A 17,684-nucleotide genomic window follows, 5' to 3' on the forward strand; every position below is an offset into this window, starting at 1 on the left:
CCGCCGGGCTGGCCGACCCCGGCGCCCGGCGACCGCCGGGCCGGCTGACCCCGGGGCGCGCCGACCGCCGGGCGTGCCGCCCACGGGCTCGCTGATCGTACGGGTCGGCTGACCGTCGGGGTCGCTAAGCGGAGACCTGCCCGAGCGCGCTCGGCGTCCTGTCCGGATCGTCGCGGACCCCGCGCAGCCGCGCGAGCGAGTACGCGCGGATGTCGTCGTCCGGCTCCCCTCCCTCGGCGAGGTCGGCGAGCACCTCGCCCATGAGGGCCGCGTACTTGAAGCCCTCGCCGCTGTCGCCGCAGGCCAGCACCGTCCCGCCGCCGACGCGGTCGATCACGAAGTGCCCGTCCGGAGAGTCGGTCCAGGAGCACACCTGCTCGTCCACGACCCTCGGGACCACGTCCGGGAACATGGCCCGCATCCGGCGGGTCAGCTCGGCCGTACGCTCCGGGACCGGGGTGCGGTCGTCGTCGCCGGGCACCAGCGGCCGCAGCGGCGTGTCCAGCCCCACCTTGTAGCCGACCCCCGGCGTGGGCATCCCGTACACGCCGGGAGCGCCGGCGTCGGGCCCGTCGAACAGGCCGGGCAGCCGCGCGGCGAGGTCCGGACGGCCGGTGTCCGCGTAGTGGACCACCTGTTCGAGATACGGCCGGAGCGTCACCGCGACCCCGAGACGGGGCAGCAGCTCCGGCGTGCCCGGGCCGGCGGCGACCACCACCGCGTCGCCGGGCAGCGTCGTGCCCCCGGCCAGGCGTACGACCGGGCGGCGGGCCGCGGCGTCGACCGCGACCACCGTCTCGCCGGTGAGCAGCCGCCCGCCGGCCGCGCGGAACCGGTCCGCCTGGGCCGCGAGGAACGCCTCGGCGAGCACCACGCCCGCGTCCTCCTGGAAGACGGCGTCCCGGCCGTCGGAGGCGAGGCCCGGGAAGAACCGGCCGACGTCGGCCGCCGGGACCTCCGCGAACGGCACCCGCGCTTCGCGGAGCGCGGTCGTGAGCCGGGGCAGCGAGGCGGTGTCCCGCCACAGCAGCCCGAGGCGCAGATGCAGCGTGGCCTCCGTCAGGCGCTCCACCCGCCGCATCGCGTCCCGGCCGCGCAGCGACAGCCGTATCCTGCGCGGGTCCGGATCGGCCAGCCGCCACAGCCGGGTCGGGCCGCGCGAGGAGGACAGGGGGTTGCCCACCCCGTAGCGCTCGACCAGGGTCACCTGATGACCCCGGGAGGCCAGCTCGGCCGCCGCGGACAGCCCCCAGGCGCCGGCCCCGACCACTGTGCACAGCACGTCACCACTCCAACCGTCGAGACAAGGTTCCCGTTCGCTCCGGTCGCGGGAACACGTCCTCCGGAGAACATGTCGGGGGCGGCCCTCCGGCGACCAGTCCCGCCCGTGCCGGCAGAAGCCGAAAATCGTGACACTCTGTCAGCCGGCCCGGCAGATCGCGCCGGGTTGTCCGGTTCCGGTCACGTCGGGTGATGGTCATACATGTTATGTTCTGCGGCACGCCCAGGGGTACGGACGAGGTCAGCGAGCCCATGTACTACGTGCTCACCGCGCTGCTCGACGGCCCTCTGCACGGCCACGCGATCATGAAGGTCATTGGGGAGATCTCGGGCGGCCGGGTCAAACCGTCCGTCGGCACTCTCTACGGCATCCTGGAGCGCCTCGGCGACCGGGGCCTGATCGTGGTGGACCCGCCCACGGCGCGGAACTCGTCGGCGTACGGCCGTCCCCATGCCGGAGCGCGTACCGGATCGGTCGCGCACCCGGCGGTAGGGCGGGCCCTACCGTCAAGAGAGCGGGCAACGTTACTGATCTTGCCGCGTCCGCGCCGAGAAGATGAGGACATCGTTCCCCCAGACCTGGAGTTGTCCTCAAAATGCGCAAGCTACTCGCCGCCGCCGCGGCCGCGGTCGTCCTCCTCGGCGCCGCCTCTCCCGCCCTGGCGGCGACCGCGCCGCACAAGACGGTCCGGCAGCACATGACCCGGTTGACCACCCAGGACGGGTTGGCGGGGGCGGTCGTCTCCGTACGCGAGCCGGACGGCCGCGTCACCACCTGGACGTCGGGCACCGCCGAGCGCGGCACGGGCAGGCCCATGGTCGGCGCCGACGCGCACTTCCGGATCGCCAGCGTGACCAAGCCCGTGATCGCGGCCACCGTGATCCGGCTGGTGGAGCAGGGCAGGATCGACCTGGACGCGCCCGTGGAGCGGTACGCGCCCGGCCTGCTCGACGGCCGGCCGATCACCGTCAGGCAACTGCTCAACCAGACCAGCGGGCTGCCCGAATACCTGCCGCTGATCGACTTCGCCCATCCAGGGGGCGACGCCGACTTCCTGCGCCTGGCCCTGGACGCCGAGCCCGTCGGCAAGCCTGGAGAGAAGTGGTTCTACTCCAACACCAACTACCTGGCCGCCGGCATGCTGATCGAGAAGGTCACGGGCAAGGATTTCCGTACGGTCACCCGGCGGGGCGTGCTCCGGCCGCTCACCCACACGTACTGGCCGCGCGAGAACGAGACGGGCATCCGGGGCGCGCACGCGCACACCTACGGCGTCAATCCCTTCGACCCCGAGGCGCAGGGCAAGACGGTCGACACCACCCGGTTGCCGGGGTACCTGTTCGGCGCCTCGGGCGGGCTGATCTCCACTCCCGACGACCTGAACCGCTTCTGGCAGGCGCTCCCCACCTCGACGATCGACACGATGCTCAAGGGAGCGGTGGCCGCCTACGACCCGCCCCGATCCCGCTACGGACTCGGCGTCTACTCCTACCCGCTGACCTGCAGGCCCGCCTGGATGCACGACGGCGGGCTGCCCGGCACCCGCGTCCTGAGCGGCCGCAACCGCGCCGGCCGCGCGGTCACCCTCTACGTCACGGGCACCCCGAAGAACGACAGGCACGTCTTCGAGACCTTCGACGCCGCGATGTGCTCCTAGCCGTACCCGGTCAGGGGCGGCTCCCGGCATGCCGATGACCGTCCCCTGTCAGGCACGCCGACCGGCAGGGAGCCATGGAGGATCAGCGGAACAGGGCGGAGAGCCGGTCGGCCGCCGCCGCGTCGAAGGCGGCAAGGGTTTGATATGGCGAATACTTGCGAGTAACCTACGGTACCGTAACCTAGGCCCATGACGACGATCAGGCCGCCGCGTCTGCGGCCCGTGGACATCGGCAAGCCCCGGATGCGGGGCTGGCTGCACACCTATGCCTCCGGAGTCGCAGCGGCGTGCGGCGTCGTCCTGTGCTCGCTCGCCGCCGTCCGGCCCGGCTGGTCCCCTTTCTTCAGCTGCCTCGTCTACAGCCTGAGCGTGTGTGCCCTGTTCGGCACCAGCGCGCTCTATCACCGCCGGGTCTGGTCGGAGCGGGGCTACCGGCTGATGCGCCGGCTCGACCATTCAATGATCTTCATCTTCATCGCGGGGACCTACACGCCGATCACCGTCCTGCTGCTGCCCGGTGGCCTGGGACGGATCATTCTGGCGGTGGTCTGGGGCGGCGCCCTCCTCGGCGTGGGCATGAAGGTGATCACGCCCGACGCCCCCCGGTGGCTGTCCACCCCCGTCTACGTCGCCCTCGGCTGGGTGGCCGTGATCGTGCTGCCCGACATCCTGCACAGGGGCGGGGTGACCGTACTGGTGCTGACCATCGTCGGCGGCGCCCTCTACACCGTGGGCGCCGTCTTTTACGCCATGCGCAAGCCGAATCCGTGGCCGACCGTCTTCGGCCATCACGAGTTCTTCCACACCTGCACACTCGTGGCGGCGCTCTGCCACCACATCGCCATCTACTTCGCGCTCTATTCCTGACAGCCGCGGCCTTCATCGGTCGGCCCGAGCCGGGGTCGGCGGTGTGGTCACATCATGGGGGGCCTCGGGGGGCCGAGACGAATGACCCGGCGGGAGCCGGCAATCCCGTCCGCGGTGGAGAGCTTCGAACCCCGGAGGGGAGGGCGAGTCCGGGGATGGGCGTCGGAATATCCCGGTTACCGCATCAGCCGTACCGGCATTTGGCGGACCGTACCGAAAGTCGCCTTCATGGAGAACCTCCCGCCGGAGCGGGTGTTCTGGGAGTCGCATCGGGCCGGCGCCGGGTGGCTGGTCGATTTCCTGTGGTTGGACAAGGTCCGCGGGTAAAAGCGAAACGCCCGGACAATCCTGCCCGAGCGTCTGCTCAATCTCGCGTATTCATGCGATCCCGAGGCAGGCTCACGGCAAGGTGTACTGAAGTTACGCCAGGTACCTGCCGAATTGATATTCCATGAGGTCCCAGAACGACCGGTAGCGGACCTCGCCCGGATGCCAGCTCGCGAAGTCCCATGCCTCCCACTCGCCGTCCGGCCCGACGACGTGCGGGTTGAGCAGCCACACCTGCCCCTCGATCTCCTCGGAGACGCAGAGGCTGGCGGACACGGACTCTTGGTGGAGATACCACGTGTCCTGCGGGTCGGCACCATCCAGGCCATCCCAGATCTGGGCGATCATCGGCTCGACATCACGGGTCCACCCAACCTCATTCAAAGACAGCAGGCGGAGACTCGAATGGCTGTACTCATCCCAGCCATCGGTGACCTGGAGAAACTCCCGGTAGCTCGGCGGCAGGCGCATGCCGAGCCGCTCCTCGTGCCGCACGATCTCGGCTTCACTGGCGCCGGTCGTGCCGAGCCAGGGCGCGCGACCGAATCCGTCGTCCGGCTGCGCTGGGCGCTGCGCAAGATGAGCCCTGTACTGCGCGAAGTATTCCTGGGCCGCAGCGTTCACGCTGTGGAGAAGATCGTTCCAGGGATAGCGGGGGGCTTTGGAGACGGCCATGGCGAGGACCTTAACGGCTGTGCCCGACATGCCGCGATCATGCTGATTGCCCGCGTGAACCCGAAGATCGTGAGCGAGTGCCTTGGGCACTCGACGGTGAGCATCACGCTCGGCATCTACTCGCACTGCCTCCCGACGATCCGGCGTGAAGCCGTCGAGAGGTTCGCCGCGATCAGGGGCGGCAACGGCTGATCAAGGCCGGGAAGTATCAGCGCGGTGTCACGGCTCGTTCTGGTGGTGAAAAAGAAAAAGCCCCGAGCCTGTGACCTGCACAAACTCGGGGTCTCCTGGTGTCCGAGGGGGGACTTGAACCCCCATGCCCATCACTGGGCACTAGCACCTCAAGCTAGCGCGTCTGCCTATTCCGCCACCCGGACTTGGTGCCTGCACGTGGGACCGTCATCCCGCGTCGGCTCACACAGATTAGCACTCTCCGGCGCGTGGTTCACACCGGGAATTCGCGGCCCCGGCGCCGGGCTCCTCCTTCCGGCGGTCGGACGGCAGGATGGGAGGCGCAGGCCGTACCCGAACAGGAGGAGCACGCTGTGACCGACCGAAGCACGGAAGACCCCGGGGAGAGGCGCATCACTCCGCTCAACGGCGAGGACGAGGTCGTCGGCCTGTGCCGTGACCTGATCCGCATCGACTCCACGAACGCGGGCGACAACGCGGGGCCGGGCGAGCGCCGGGCCGCCGAGTACGTCGCGGAGAAGCTGGCCGAGGTGGGTCTCGAACCGCGCATCCTCGAATCCGACACCGGGAGGGCCAACGTCATCGCCCGCATCGAGGGCGCGGACTCGGGGAGGGGGGCGCTTCTCCTCCACGGCCACCTGGACGTGGTCCCGTTCAACGCGTCCGACTGGACGCATCACCCGATGAGCGGCGAGATCGCCGACGGGTGCGTCTGGGGCCGCGGGGCCGTGGACATGAAGGACATGGACGCCATGATCCTCGCGGTCGTGCGTCAGCGGCTGAGCCAGAACAGGAAGCCCCCGCGGGACGTCGTGCTCGCCTTCACGGCCGACGAGGAGGCCGGAGGCAATTACGGCGCGCACTGGCTGGTCGACCGGCACCCGGAGGTCCTGGAAGGCTGCACAGAGGCGATCGGCGAGGTCGGCGGCTTCAGCGTGAGCCTCTCGGACAGCCGCAGGCTCTACCTCATCGAGGCGGCGGAGAAGGGCATCGCCTGGATGAGGCTCACCGCGACGGGCCGGGCCGGCCACGGCTCCATGCTCAACAACGAGAACGCGGTGACCGAGCTGGCCGAGGCGATCGGCCGCCTGGGCCGCTACCAGTGGCCGGTACGGCTCACGCCGACGGTCCAGTCCTTCTTCCGCGAGGCGTTCGACATCGAGCTGAGGGCCGAGGACGCGGAGGAGGCCGTGGCCAAGCTCGGCCCGCTGGCACGGATGGTGGGCGCGACCCTGCGGAACACCGTCAACCCGACCATGCTGGACGCCGGCTACAAGGCGAACGTCATCCCCCAGAGCGCCACCGCGCATGTGGACGGCCGCTTCCTGCCGGGGTACGAGGAGGAGTTCTTCGGCACCGTGGACGAGCTCCTCGGGCCGAACGTCACCAGGGAGTTCGTCTACCACGACGTGGCTCTGGAGACGGCCTTCGAGGGGTCGCTGGTCAAGGCCATGTCCGACGCGCTCCAGGCCGAGGACCCGGGCGCCAAGGCGGTGCCGTACACGCTGAGCGGGGGCACGGACCTCAAGGCGTTCAGCCGGCTGGGGATCCGCGGATTCGGCTTCGCGCCCCTCCAACTCCCTGCGGATCTCGATTTTTCCGGAATGTTCCATGGGGTAGATGAGCGGGTTCCGGTGGATTCGCTCAAATTCGGGGTTCGAGTTCTTGACCGATTCCTCGATTACTGCTGAGAAACCGGTTGCGATCACTTGGCGTACCGCTAGAGTAACTCTCCGTTGAGGGGCGATCCGCATCGGGCGGACTCGGTTGACTCGGGGAGGTCGCGTGGCACGCACGCCGGACGAGCGGTCGCGGGCAGAGATGCCCGCCGCCGGCCCGTGCGTGCCCGCGATTGTTTCCGAGGACGGCGAGCGGAGCCGGATGGCGCGGTTCGTGGCCGGTTCCCGGCTGGTCCGCTTTCTGATCGTCTGCGGCTTCATCGGCGCCGCCTGGGTGCTCGGAGTGATCTTCGGCGCCTTCGGCGCGGCTCCGGCCAGTGCCGACACGGCCTCCTCAGCGGTCGTCATCGGGTCGGTCGTCGAGGGTGGTGCCTCCATGAAGGCCGACGGTTTCCCCACGAGTGACGACGCGTTGGTCAACGCCGAAGCGATGGCCGGGCGCAACGTCGACGGGCTGACGAGTCAGTCGAAGCCCGGATTCCCATCGCCGTCCACCGCCGATCACACCTCAGGGAGCCAGGGCATGGTTCCCCAGGGAAGCGGCGGATCCATTCTGTTCGGGGACGTCGCACGTTCTTTCCACGACGTGCGGCTCATGGCCCTGCCCGCGCCTCACGCGGCGGTCCTCCCCCCGGTCGTGCGCACAGCGGCGGACGACCCATCCATCTCGCCTGACTGATCCCGCCTCGGCAACGGTCCGCCCCATCGAACAGCGGACCGGTGGCGGAGCACGCCCCGCGACGGCCCCTGTACCGGTGAGCCGTGCCGCCTGAGCGTCTCCGTGCGGGTGACGCGAGTTTCTTTCCCGAATTCCTCGTGACGGTCCACGGCCCCGCTGTGCCCGGCCGGCACTCCGTCGCGAGCTGTTGTCAGGTATCCCCCAGAAAACCTAGGAGCATCCATCATGCGAACGTGGGCGAAGGGTTCGACCCCCGTGGCGCTTCTCGCCGTCGGTGTCCTGTCCCTCGGCAGCGGTACGGCTTTCGCCGACACCGACGGCAGGGGCTCGATCGGTGGCGGCAACCAGCTCAACCTCCCGATCTCCCTCCCGATCGACATCAGCGGCAACGCGATCGGCGTCGCCGGTGACGCGAGCGCCTCGTCCCAGGGCGGCGCGTCGGTCGTCAACGGCGGCCAGGGCGGTTCCGGAGGGGGTGCCGGCGGCAACAGGACCGACGGCGAGCACAGCATCCTGGGCGGCAACCAGATCGTCGCCCCGATCACCGCGCCGATCAACGCGTGCGGCAACGCGATCGCGATCTTCGGCGACGCCACCGCCGGCTGCAAGGGCGGCGCCTCCGTCAAGAACTCCGGCTCGGGCGCCGGCGGCAACCGGACCTCGGGCCGCTCCTCGGTCCTGGGCGGCAACCAGGTGGTGGCGCCGATCAACGCGCCGGTCAACGTCTGCGGGAACTCGGTCGGCGTCCTCGGCGAGGCGTTCTCCGGGTGCAAGGGCGGCGCCTCGGTGGACGGCCCCGGCAAGGGCGGGGGGCACGGCTACCGCGGTCACGGGCGGGGCCACGGCCGCTCGGGCGGCGGCGCCGGAGGCAACATCACGACCGGCGAGCACGGCATCCTCGGGGGCAACCAGATCATCGCCCCGATCACCGCGCCGATCAACGCGTGCGGCAACGCCGTGGGCAACGGCAGCGCCGGTTGCACGGGTGGCACGTCCGTGAAGAACTCGGGGGCCGGCGCGGGCGGCAACGTCACCTCGGGCCGCTCCTCGGTCCTGGGCGGCAACCAGGTGGTGGCGCCGATCAACGCGCCGATCAACGTCTGCGGGAACTCGGTCGCCGTCCTGGGCGACGCCTTCTCCGGGTGCAAGGGCGGCGCCTCCGTGAGCGGTGGCGGCAACGGCGGCGGCGCCGGTCGCAACGTCACGAGCGGCGCGCACAGCATCCTGGGCGGCAACCAGATCGTCGCCCCCATCGCCGCGCCGATCAACGTCTGCGGCAACGCGGTCGCCGTCCTGGGCGACGCCGCCGCCGGGTGCCTCGGCGGCGCGAGCGTGGGCGGGGGCCAGTGGCACGGCCGCAAGACCTGGCACGGCACCTGGAACAAGAACGCGCACAAGGGCTCGCACAAGGCGCTGCCGGTGCGGACGAGCGGCATGCTCTCCACGCTGCCGATGGTTCCGGGGGTCGCGGACAGCGGCGTTCTGCCCGCCGCCGCCCAGACGCCGGGCCGCCCCGCCGCGGGCAAGGGGAGCGCCGGTTCCGCGCTCGCCCCGGTGACCGGCCTGGTCGGCTCGCTGCCCGTCGCGAACTCCCTCGGCGACGCGGGCGACGTGCTCCCGCTCGGCGGCCTCGGCCTGATGAGCGCCGAGCAGCCGGTCGGCGTGACCGGGATGAACCCCGGCTCCCTCATCGCGCTGGCCCTGGGCGCCATGTTCGCCGCCTCGGCGACCATGTTCGGCGTCGTGCGGCGCCTGCGCCCTCGCGGCCGGCGGTAGGGAGACCGCTGGGGCTCGTCACGGGCGAGTGAGCACGTGACCGGGAACCCCCGCTTCTCCTCCCCGGTGGTCAGCACACGAGGAGGAGAGGCTTCGCCCCGGCCCTGAAGGGAGCGGCCCAGAGCCGCCACCCGCAGGCCGTACGGCGAAGCAGTGAAGAGCTTGCCCGCTCCGGGGGCGCGGCCCGGGGCGGGCAATGCCATGCCCGGCGGACGGCGCCCCGATGATCAGCGTGGGGCGTGGTCACATGGTGCGGACGACACGTATGATCTTGCGGCGCAGTCGGACGCGCCTGCTTCCGTCAGGATAGAGTCGCAGCCGGTCAAGTTCCCAGCTTCCGTACTCGGCATGCTCCGTGAGAACCTGCCTGGCGGCCTCGCGTGAGGTCCCGCAGGGCAGATACAGGTCCTTGTAGGAGTAGTCCAGCACAGCGATTAGTCTCCCAGGGGTGTGTCAGGGGAACGCGCCTGGCTCTATTCTGCGTCCTTGCGGATAGAAGGTCCAGGTGGGTTACACACCGGGACGGGACCGGGTAGCCCGAGGGGGAAGGACTTCCGGCGACGGGTTACCGTCGAGACGGTCCCGTGGACAGGCCGGGCCAAGGATCAGCCGAGCCTGCTGTGAGGGCGGCTGTCCCGACCGGGACACGGGGAACGACAGGGAACAGCGAGGTAGGAAGCAGCGTGCCAGCCAAGGACGGCAACGCCGGCGCAACCCGCCTGGTGATCGTCGAGTCGCCTGCAAAGGCGAAGACCATCGCCGGGTACCTCGGGCGCGGCTACATCGTGGAGTCCAGCATCGGCCATATCCGTGATCTTCCGGAGAAGGCCGACGACATCCCTGAAAAGTACAAAGGAGAGACGTGGGCCCGTCTGGGGGTGAACGTCGACCATGAGTTCGAGCCGCTCTACGTCGTCAACCCGGACAAGAAGTCCCAGGTCTCCAAGCTGAAGCAGCTTCTCAAGGACGCCGACGAGCTCTACCTCGCCACCGACGAGGACCGCGAGGGTGAGGCGATCGCCTGGCACCTGCGCGAAGTGCTCAAGCCGAAGGTGCCGGTGCACCGGATGGTCTTCCACGAGATCACGCCGCACGCGATCCAGGAGGCCGTGTCCAACCCGCGCGACCTGAACCTGCGGCTCGTCGACGCGCAGGAGACCCGGCGCATCCTCGACCGGCTGTACGGCTACGAGGTCAGCCCGGTCCTGTGGAAGAAGGTCAAGCCCCGGCTGTCCGCCGGGCGGGTCCAGTCCGTGGCGACGCGGCTGGTGGTCGAGCGCGAGCGCGAGCGCATGGCGTTCACCGCCGCGGCGTACTGGGACCTGCAGGCCCTCTTCGACACGGGCAGGGACGAGGAGCCGCGCAGGTTCAGCGCCACGCTGACCTCCGTGGACGGCAGGCGGGTGGCGCAGGGCCGCGACTTCGCCTCGACCGGCACACTGAAGAGCGCGGACGTCCTCCACCTGGACGAGGCCGCCGCCGGAGCGCTGGCGGGCCGCCTGGGGAACGCGTCGTACTCCGTCACGTCCGTCGAGCGCAAGCCGTACACGCGCAAGCCGTACGCGCCGTTCCGCACGACGACGCTGCAGCAGGAGGCGAGCCGCAAGCTCGGCTTCTCGGCGAAGTACACGATGCAGATCGCGCAGCGGCTGTACGAGAACGGCTTCATCACCTACATGCGCACCGACAGCATCACGCTGTCGGAGACCGCCGTCGCCGCCGCCCGCGGCCAGGCCATCAAGCTGTACGGCTCCGCGTACGTGCCGGACAAGCCGCGCGTCTACACGAGCAAGGTCAAGAACGCGCAGGAGGCGCACGAGGCGATCCGCCCGTCGGGTGAGGAGTTCCGCACGCCCGGCGAGACCGGCCTGTCGGGGGACATGTTCCGCCTGTACGAGCTGATCTGGCAGCGCACGGTCGCCTCCCAGATGAAGGACGCGGTCGGCGAGTCGGTGTCGGTGAAGGTGGGCGGCGTCTCCAGCGCCGGCGAGAACGTGGAGTTCGGCGCCACCGGCCGCACGATCACCTTCCATGGCTTCCTCAAGGCGTACGTCGAGGGCGCGGACGATCCCGCGACCGACCGGGACGACGCCGAGAAGCGGCTGCCCAACCTGTCGGACGGCGAGCGGTTGACCGCGGCCGAGCTGAACGCCCTGGCCCACTCCACCAAGCCGCCGGCCCGCTACACCGAGGCGTCGCTGGTCAAGGAGCTGGAAGACCGCGAGATCGGCCGCCCGTCCACGTACGCGTCGATCATCGGCACGATCCTGGACCGGGGATACGTGTTCAAGAAGGGCACGGCGCTGGTGCCGTCGTTCCTCGCGTTCGCCGTGGTGAACCTGATGGAGCAGCACTTCGGCAACCTGGTCGACTACGACTTCACGGCCGAGATGGAGAAGGTCCTCGACGACATCGCCAACGACCGCGCCGAGCGGGTGCCGGAGCTGCGCCGGTTCTACTTCGGCGGCGACGGCGACGAGGGCCTCAAGGAGATGGTCACCGACCTGGGCGAGATCGACGCCAAGGAGATCAGCTCCTTCCCGATCAGGGGCAGCGACATCGTGATCCGGGTCGGGCGGTACGGGCCGTACCTCGACCGCGAGGGCGCCCGGGTCAACGTGCCCGAGGACATGACGCCCGACGAGCTCACCGCGGAGAAGGCCGAGGAGCTGTTCGCCCGCCCGAGCGGCGACCGTGAGCTGGGCAAGGACCCGGCCACCGGCAACGTCATCGTGGCCAAGAGTGGGCGGTTCGGCCCGTACGTCACGGAGATCCTGCCGGAGGAGCCGGCGCCCGCGGAGGCGAAGAAGCGGACCAAGAAGGCCGACGCGCCCAAGCCGCGGACCAGTTCGCTGTTCAAGTCGATGTCGCTGGACACCATCACGCTCGACGAGGCGCTGATGCTGCTGGCGATCCCCCGGGTCGTCGGGGAGATCGACGGCGAGGAGGTCACCGCGCAGAACGGCAAGTTCGGGCCCTACATCAAGAAGGGCACCGACTCGCGGTCGCTGGCCGCCGAGGAGGACCTGCTGACGATCACCATCGACCAGGCCAGGGAGCTGTTCGCGCAGCCCAAGGCCCGGGGCAGGGGCCGGGCCGCGGCCGCTCCGGCGCTGCGCGAGCTGGGCGACGACCCGAACTCCAAGAAGCCCGTCGTGGTGAAGGAGGGCAGGTTCGGCCCGTACGTCACGGACGGCGAGACGAACGCCTCGCTGCGCAAGGGCGACACGGTCGAGGACATCACGATCGAGCGGGCCGCCGAGCTGCTGGCGGAGCGTCGTGAGCGGGCGCCCGCGGCCAAGCGCACGACGACCGCCCGGGCCAAGAAGGCACCCGCGAAGAAGACCACGGCCAAGACGACGTCGAAGTCCTGAGGTCGTACGTCGAGCCCCCGGTCCCCGGTTATCCACAGGGGACCGGGGGCTCGACGCGTTCTCGGCGATCGCTCCGTAGGATCGTCCGGCAGCGGAGCGAGGGGAGTACGCCGTGGGGTTCATGAGCATGATCACGGTCGTCGTGATCGTCGTGCACTACTACCTGTGGCGGCGGCTGGTCAGGCCGACCACCCGCCCGGGGAGCGTGCCGCGTCGGGTGCTCACGTGGGCGCTCGTCGTGCTCGTGCTCCTGGTGCCGCTGAGGACCGTCGGCGGCCAGGTCTTCGGGATGTCCTTCGAGCGCGTCATCGCGTGGCCCGGCTTCATGTGGCTGGCGATCATGTTCTATCTCGTCGTGTTCTCGCTGGTCCTGGAGATTCCCCGGGCGATCGCCCTGCTGGTGGTCCGGCGTGCCGAGAAATCTTCTGAGCCTGTGGAGTCTCCTGCGCCAGTGGATTCCGGTCGGCCTGTGGATTCCGGCGGACCCGCGCCGCGGTCGCCTCTCCCGGCGCGGCCGTCCACCGGATCCGGCGCGTCCGGTGCCTCCGCGATATCCACAGACGCGATCGTGTCCCCGGCCCCGGCGATATCCTCCGGCCCGGGAACGTCCAGGGTCGACCGGCGGATGTTCATCTCCCGTACGGCCGCCACGGTCGTGGGCGTCGGAGCGCTGGCCACGGTCGGGTACGGCATGCGCACGGCCCTCGGAGACCCGGTGATCGAGCGGATCCCCGTGCGGCTGCCCCGGCTCGACCCGCGGATGAGCGGGCTGCGGTTCGCCGTGGTGAGCGACATCCACCTCGGCCCGCTGACCGGGAAGGGGCACGCCGAGCGCATCGTCCGGATGATCAACGGTCTCCAGGCGGACGTGGTCACGATCGTCGGCGACCTGGTGGACGGGACCGTGGCCGAGCTCGGGGACCTGGCCGCGCCGCTGCGCCATCTCGAGTCCCGATACGGGTCATATTTCGTCACCGGTAATCACGAGTACTACACGGCCGGGGGCCCGCAGGAGTGGATCGAGGAGCTGAACTCCCTCGGCGTGCGGTCGCTGCGCAACGAGCGGGTCGAGATCGCGCACGGAGGAGCCGTGCTCGACCTCGCCGGGATCAACGACCTGAACGGGACGCCGTCGGGAGACGGCCCGGACCTGGCGAAGGCCCTGGACGGGCGGGACGCCGGGCGGCCGGTCGTGCTGCTCGCGCACCAGCCGGTCCAGGTCGGACAGGCCGCCGCCCACGGCGTCGATCTCCAACTGTCCGGGCACACCCACGGCGGGCAGATGATGCCGTTCAACCTGGCGGTGCCCCTGCAGCAGCCGGTGGTCGCCGGGCTGGACCGGGTGGACGGCACCCAGATCTACGTCACGCGCGGCGCGGGCTACTGGGGGCCGCCGGTCCGGGTCGGCGCCCCTCCGGAGATCACCCTCATCGAACTGCGCGCCTGACCGCCCGCCGTCATGGGCGGCTTCGCAGTGACCGGGCCTCTCACCGCCCGAAAAGCGAGACGGCTCAGGGCGATGAGGCTGTTCCTCGAGCGGGGAGTTCGGGGTGCTGAGGCTGTTCCTCGAGGGGGAGTTCGGGGTGCTGAGGCCGTTCTTCGGGCGGGGCTCGTTCGGGAAGGCGTGGGCGCTCTGGAGGCGGCGGCGGTCCGAAAAGTGGGGCCGTTCCTCCCGTCCGTCCTGCGGGACAGGGCGGGACGTACTACCCTCAGGCGACGAGCGGGTGGAAATCCGGCCCCCTCACACTCTTCTCCCGCCCAGCGAGCACCTGGATACGCTGACATCATGAGCACCCATGGCCGGGCAGTCGCGCGACGCAGACCGCCGAACGTGCTGGCCAACGCGCCTTTCCGCAGGCTGTGGACGGCCATGTCGGTCTGCAGCCTCGGCGACTGGCTGAACATCATCGCGCTGACCGCCCTCGCGGGGAACCTCACCGCGGGATCGGGCTTCCAGACGCAGACCCTCGCCGTCGGCGGCGTGTTCATCGCGAAGATGCTGCCGTCCGTCCTCCTCGGCCCGCTGGCCGGGGCGTTCGCCGACCGGTTCGACCGCCGGTTGACGATGGTGACCGCCGACATCGCGAGATTCGCCGTCGTGGCCTCGATCCCGCTGGTCGGCAACTACCAGTGGGTGATCATCGCGTCGTTCCTCGTCGAGTGCGTGAACCTGTTCTGGGTGCCGGCCAAGGACGCGACGGTCCCCAACCTCGTGCCCCGGGAACGGCTGGAGGAGGCCAACCGGCTCAACCTGCTCGTCACGTACGGCACGGCCCCGGTCGCGGCCGCGCTCTTCGCGGTGCTGTCGGCGGTCATGGGCATGATCACCGCGGCCGCCCCCGGGTTCGCCATGCGGCCGACGGATCTGGCCCTGGCGGTCAACGCCCTCGCCTACCTGGTGTCCGCCGCTCTGATCTTCACGCTGCGGGACATCCCGAAGGGACACACGGTCAGGGCGTCCACGCCGTCCGTGCTCGGGCAGGTCGTCGAGGGCTGGCGGTTCGTCGGCCGCGACCGCGTGGTGCGGGGCCTGGTCATCGGCATGCTGGGCGCCTTCGCCGCCGGGGGCGCGGTCGTCGGAGTGGCCAAGGCGTACGTCAGCGCGCTGGGGGGCGGCGACGCGGGATACGGCGCCGTCTTCTGCGCGGTCTTCCTGGGCATGGGCTTCGGGATGTTCTTCGGGCCCCGCCTGCTCGGGGGGCTGTCCCGGCGGCGGATGTTCGGCCTGGCGATCATCGTGGCCGGTGTGACGCTCGCCGCCATCGCGCTGATCCACAACCTGGCCCTGGTCGTCGTGCTGGCCGTGGTGCTCGGAGCCTGCGCCGGGACGTCCTGGATCATCGGGTACACGTTGATCGGCCTGGAGGTGGAGGACGGCCTGCGCGGTCGCACCTTCTCCTTCCTGCAGTCGCTGGCCAGGGTGGCGCTGCTCCTGGTCATCGCGGCGGTCTCCGCGCTCGGCGGGCTCTTCGGCTCGCACCTTCTCGTGGTAGGGGACATGACGTACCGGTTCGACGGGACGAACCTGGTGCTGCTCCTGGGCGCGCTGCTCGCGGTGGTCGTCGGCGCCCTCGCGCTGCGGCACATGGACGACCGGCGCGGTGTCCCGATCGGGGCCGACCTGGTCGCCGCGTTGCGGGGCGAGAGGTTCGCCGTCCAGGACGACGAGCAGCGTCCGGGCCTGTTCGTGGCATTCGAGGGCGGCGAGGGCTCGGGCAAGACCACCCAGTCGCGGCTGCTCGCCATCTGGCTGCGCGACCAGGGTTTCGACGTGGTGCAGACCCGCGAGCCGGGATCGACCAAGATCGGCATGCGGTTGCGCGCCATCCTCCTCGACGCCGCCCACCAGGGGTTGTCCGCCCGCTCCGAGGCCCTGCTGTACGCGGCCGACCGGGCCGAGCACGTCGAGAAGGTGATCCTTCCGGCGCTGCACCGGGGTTCCACGGTGGTCTGCGACCGGTACGTCGACTCGTCCCTGGCGTACCAGGGCGCCGGGCGGGCGCTCGACCCCGAAGAGGTGGCGCGACTCAACACCTGGGCGACCGGCGGGCTGATCCCCGACCTGACCGTGCTGATCGATGTGCCCCCGTCCGTGGGGCTGCGCCGGATGGCCTCGCCGGCCGACCGGATCGAGTCCGAGCCGATGGAGTTCCACGAGCGGGTCCGGCGCGAGTTCCGGGCGCTCGCGGCGGCCGCGCCCGACCGTTACCTGGTCGTGGACGGCACGCTGGCCCAGGACGAGATCTCGCGGATCATCCAGGACCGGGTGCGCGAGGTGCTGCCCGATCCGGTGCCGCAGGAGACCGAGGCCGCGACCGGCACCATCCCGGCCATCCGCGACTGAGTCCGCCCGGTGCGCCCGTGATCCCACGGTAGGTTGAGCGGGTGGGTGTCTTCGAGGATCTGGTGGGCCAGGACCGGGCGGCGGACGTGCTGCGGCAGGCCGCCTCCGCCGCCGCCGACGCCCTCGCGGGCGGCCGCGGCGCCGGGATGACCCACGCGTGGCTGTTCACCGGCCCTCCCGGCTCGGGGCGCTCCGACGCGGCACGGGCCTTCGCTGCGGCGCTGCTCTGCCCCGACCAGGGCTGCGGGCACTGCGACTCCTGCCACCAGGTCGAGGTCGGCTCCCACCCCGACCTCACGTGGGTGCGGCCGGAGGGCCTCTCCTACAGCGCCAGGCAGACCCGCGACCTCGTGCTCAAGGGCGCGGGAGCCCCGACCCTCGGCCGCTGGCGGATCGTGCTGTTCGAGGACGCCGACCGGGCCACCGAGGCCGCCGCGAACGCGCTGCTCAAGGCGATCGAGGAACCGCCGCCCCGGACGGTCTGGCTGCTCTGCGCCCCGTCACCCGACGACATGATCGTCACGATCCGGTCCCGCTGCCGGGTCGTGACCCTCCGTACGCCGTCCGCCGAGGCGGTCGCGCACGTGCTCGCGACCCGGGACGGCGTGCCGGACGACATGGCGTGGTTCGCGGCGCAGGCCGCGCAGGGCGACATCGGGCGGGCCCGGCGACTGGCCCTCGACGAGGAGGTACGGCGCCGCCGCGAGGAGGTGTTGTCGATCCCCGCGTCGCTGACAGGGGTGGGCGAGTGCATCGCGGCGGCCGAGCGGCTGGTGAAGACCTCGGCCGAGGACGCCGACGCCGCGACGGCCACCCTGAACGAGGCCGAGACCGCCGAGCTGCGCAGGGTCTACGGCGAGGGGTCGTCGGGCAAGGGCCTGGGCAAGGGACTCGTCCGCGGCGGAGCAGGGGCGCTGAAGGAGCTGGAGACCCTGCAGAAGTCGCGGGCGACCCGGATCAAGCGCGACTCGATCGACGTGGCCCTGCTCGATCTGGTGGCGTACTACCGCGACGTCCTGGCGGTGCAGCTCGGAGCCGGGGTGGAGCTGGCCAACGAGGATCGCAGGCGCGAGGTGGAGTCCCTCGCGGCGGGTTCGACGCCGGAGGACACGCTGCGCCGCACCGAGGCGATCATGGTGTGCCGGGAACGGCTCGCGGCCAACGTGAATCCGCAGATCGCGGTGGAGGCCATGACCCTCGTCCTCCGGGACCCACGCGTTTCGCGCTAGGCCGTATCTGACAGATCATGCCCTGCTGCGCGCGGCCCGGATGGGGCCTCGCCGCGGTCTGAGGGCCGGGCATGGGGATCTCGCCGGGGAAGCCGCCCGAGCG

14 protein-coding genes and 1 tRNA gene are annotated in these 17,684 nt (G+C 70.7%); 11 read left to right on the forward strand and 4 right to left on the reverse strand.

Translation table 11 applies throughout. The annotated features are described in order from the left end of the window. Positions 1-124: 124 nt before the first annotated feature. On the reverse strand, positions 125-1,282 hold the full coding sequence (locus AWQ70_RS34705) for an NAD(P)/FAD-dependent oxidoreductase (protein ID WP_067186017.1): 1,158 nt from the start codon (positions 1,280-1,282) through the stop codon (positions 125-127). 251 nt (positions 1,283-1,533) lie between these two features. On the opposite strand from AWQ70_RS34705, the gene AWQ70_RS42520 reads away from it, so the two are divergent. From AWQ70_RS42520 to trhA, 3 genes are all read left to right on the forward strand, one after another. Continuing rightward, a complete protein-coding gene (locus tag AWQ70_RS42520) occupies positions 1,534-1,983 on the forward strand; it encodes a PadR family transcriptional regulator (protein WP_169808788.1) in 450 nt (149 codons plus the stop codon). After that, positions 1,878-2,939, forward strand: coding sequence for a serine hydrolase domain-containing protein (locus tag AWQ70_RS34710; protein ID WP_067186018.1), 1,062 nt, complete (start codon positions 1,878-1,880; stop codon positions 2,937-2,939). The genes AWQ70_RS42520 and AWQ70_RS34710 overlap by 106 nt, the downstream gene beginning before the upstream one ends. Positions 2,940-3,128: 189 nt before the next feature. Next, on the forward strand, positions 3,129-3,806 hold the full coding sequence (gene trhA / locus AWQ70_RS34715; RefSeq protein WP_067186020.1) for a PAQR family membrane homeostasis protein TrhA: 678 nt from the start codon (positions 3,129-3,131) through the stop codon (positions 3,804-3,806). A gap of 420 nt (positions 3,807-4,226) precedes the next feature. Here the strand turns inward: trhA and AWQ70_RS34720 are convergent, their stop codons facing one another. Continuing rightward, the gene (locus AWQ70_RS34720) at positions 4,227-4,838 is read right to left on the reverse strand and encodes an SMI1/KNR4 family protein (RefSeq protein WP_067186022.1); all 612 of its coding nucleotides are present in this window, start codon (positions 4,836-4,838) and stop codon (positions 4,227-4,229) included. 9 nt (positions 4,839-4,847) lie between these two features. Here AWQ70_RS34720 and AWQ70_RS39580 point away from each other — a divergent pair, with 9 nt between their 5' ends. Next, positions 4,848-5,000: a hypothetical protein gene (locus AWQ70_RS39580; RefSeq protein WP_157530822.1), complete on the forward strand. Its 153-nt coding sequence runs from the start codon at positions 4,848-4,850 to the stop codon at positions 4,998-5,000. Positions 5,001-5,096: 96 nt separating this feature from the next. Here AWQ70_RS39580 and AWQ70_RS34725 read toward each other — a convergent pair. Then, positions 5,097-5,185 (reverse strand) — tRNA-Leu (locus AWQ70_RS34725). A gap of 207 nt (positions 5,186-5,392) precedes the next feature. Between AWQ70_RS34725 and AWQ70_RS34730 the strand changes: the two genes are divergently transcribed. The 3 genes from AWQ70_RS34730 (at position 5,393) to AWQ70_RS34740 (ending at position 9,134) form a co-directional block, all read left to right on the forward strand. Next, a complete protein-coding gene (locus AWQ70_RS34730; RefSeq protein WP_084518144.1) occupies positions 5,393-6,691 on the forward strand; it encodes a M20/M25/M40 family metallo-hydrolase in 1,299 nt (432 codons plus the stop codon). Positions 6,692-6,785: 94 nt separating this feature from the next. Beyond that, positions 6,786-7,358, forward strand: coding sequence for a hypothetical protein (locus tag AWQ70_RS34735; RefSeq protein WP_067186026.1), 573 nt, complete (start codon positions 6,786-6,788; stop codon positions 7,356-7,358). A 225-nt stretch (positions 7,359-7,583) separates the two neighbouring features. Then, positions 7,584-9,134, forward strand: coding sequence for a chaplin family protein (locus tag AWQ70_RS34740; RefSeq protein WP_084518137.1), 1,551 nt, complete (start codon positions 7,584-7,586; stop codon positions 9,132-9,134). Positions 9,135-9,377: 243 nt separating this feature from the next. Here the strand turns inward: AWQ70_RS34740 and AWQ70_RS41780 are convergent, their stop codons facing one another. Continuing rightward, the gene (locus AWQ70_RS41780; RefSeq protein WP_066945649.1) at positions 9,378-9,563 is read right to left on the reverse strand and encodes a DUF5703 family protein; all 186 of its coding nucleotides are present in this window, start codon (positions 9,561-9,563) and stop codon (positions 9,378-9,380) included. Positions 9,564-9,817: 254 nt separating this feature from the next. On the opposite strand from AWQ70_RS41780, the gene topA reads away from it, so the two are divergent. From topA to AWQ70_RS34765, 4 genes are all read left to right on the forward strand, one after another. Further along, positions 9,818-12,508: a type I DNA topoisomerase gene (gene topA, locus AWQ70_RS34750; RefSeq protein ID WP_067186030.1), complete on the forward strand. Its 2,691-nt coding sequence runs from the start codon at positions 9,818-9,820 to the stop codon at positions 12,506-12,508. A 121-nt stretch (positions 12,509-12,629) separates the two neighbouring features. Then, the gene (locus AWQ70_RS34755) at positions 12,630-13,955 is read left to right on the forward strand and encodes a metallophosphoesterase (RefSeq protein WP_067186088.1); all 1,326 of its coding nucleotides are present in this window, start codon (positions 12,630-12,632) and stop codon (positions 13,953-13,955) included. 339 nt (positions 13,956-14,294) lie between these two features. Further along, on the forward strand, positions 14,295-16,352 hold the full coding sequence (gene tmk / locus AWQ70_RS34760) for a dTMP kinase (protein WP_067186032.1): 2,058 nt from the start codon (positions 14,295-14,297) through the stop codon (positions 16,350-16,352). 41 nt (positions 16,353-16,393) lie between these two features. Further along, entirely contained in the window at positions 16,394-17,581 is a 1,188-nt protein-coding gene (locus AWQ70_RS34765) for a DNA polymerase III subunit delta' (protein WP_067186034.1), read from the forward strand. The last annotated feature ends 103 nt before the right edge of the window (positions 17,582-17,684 follow it).

The sequence above is a fragment of the Microtetraspora niveoalba genome (assembly GCF_001570405.1).
GTDB lineage: Bacteria > Actinomycetota > Actinomycetes > Streptosporangiales > Streptosporangiaceae > Microtetraspora > Microtetraspora niveoalba.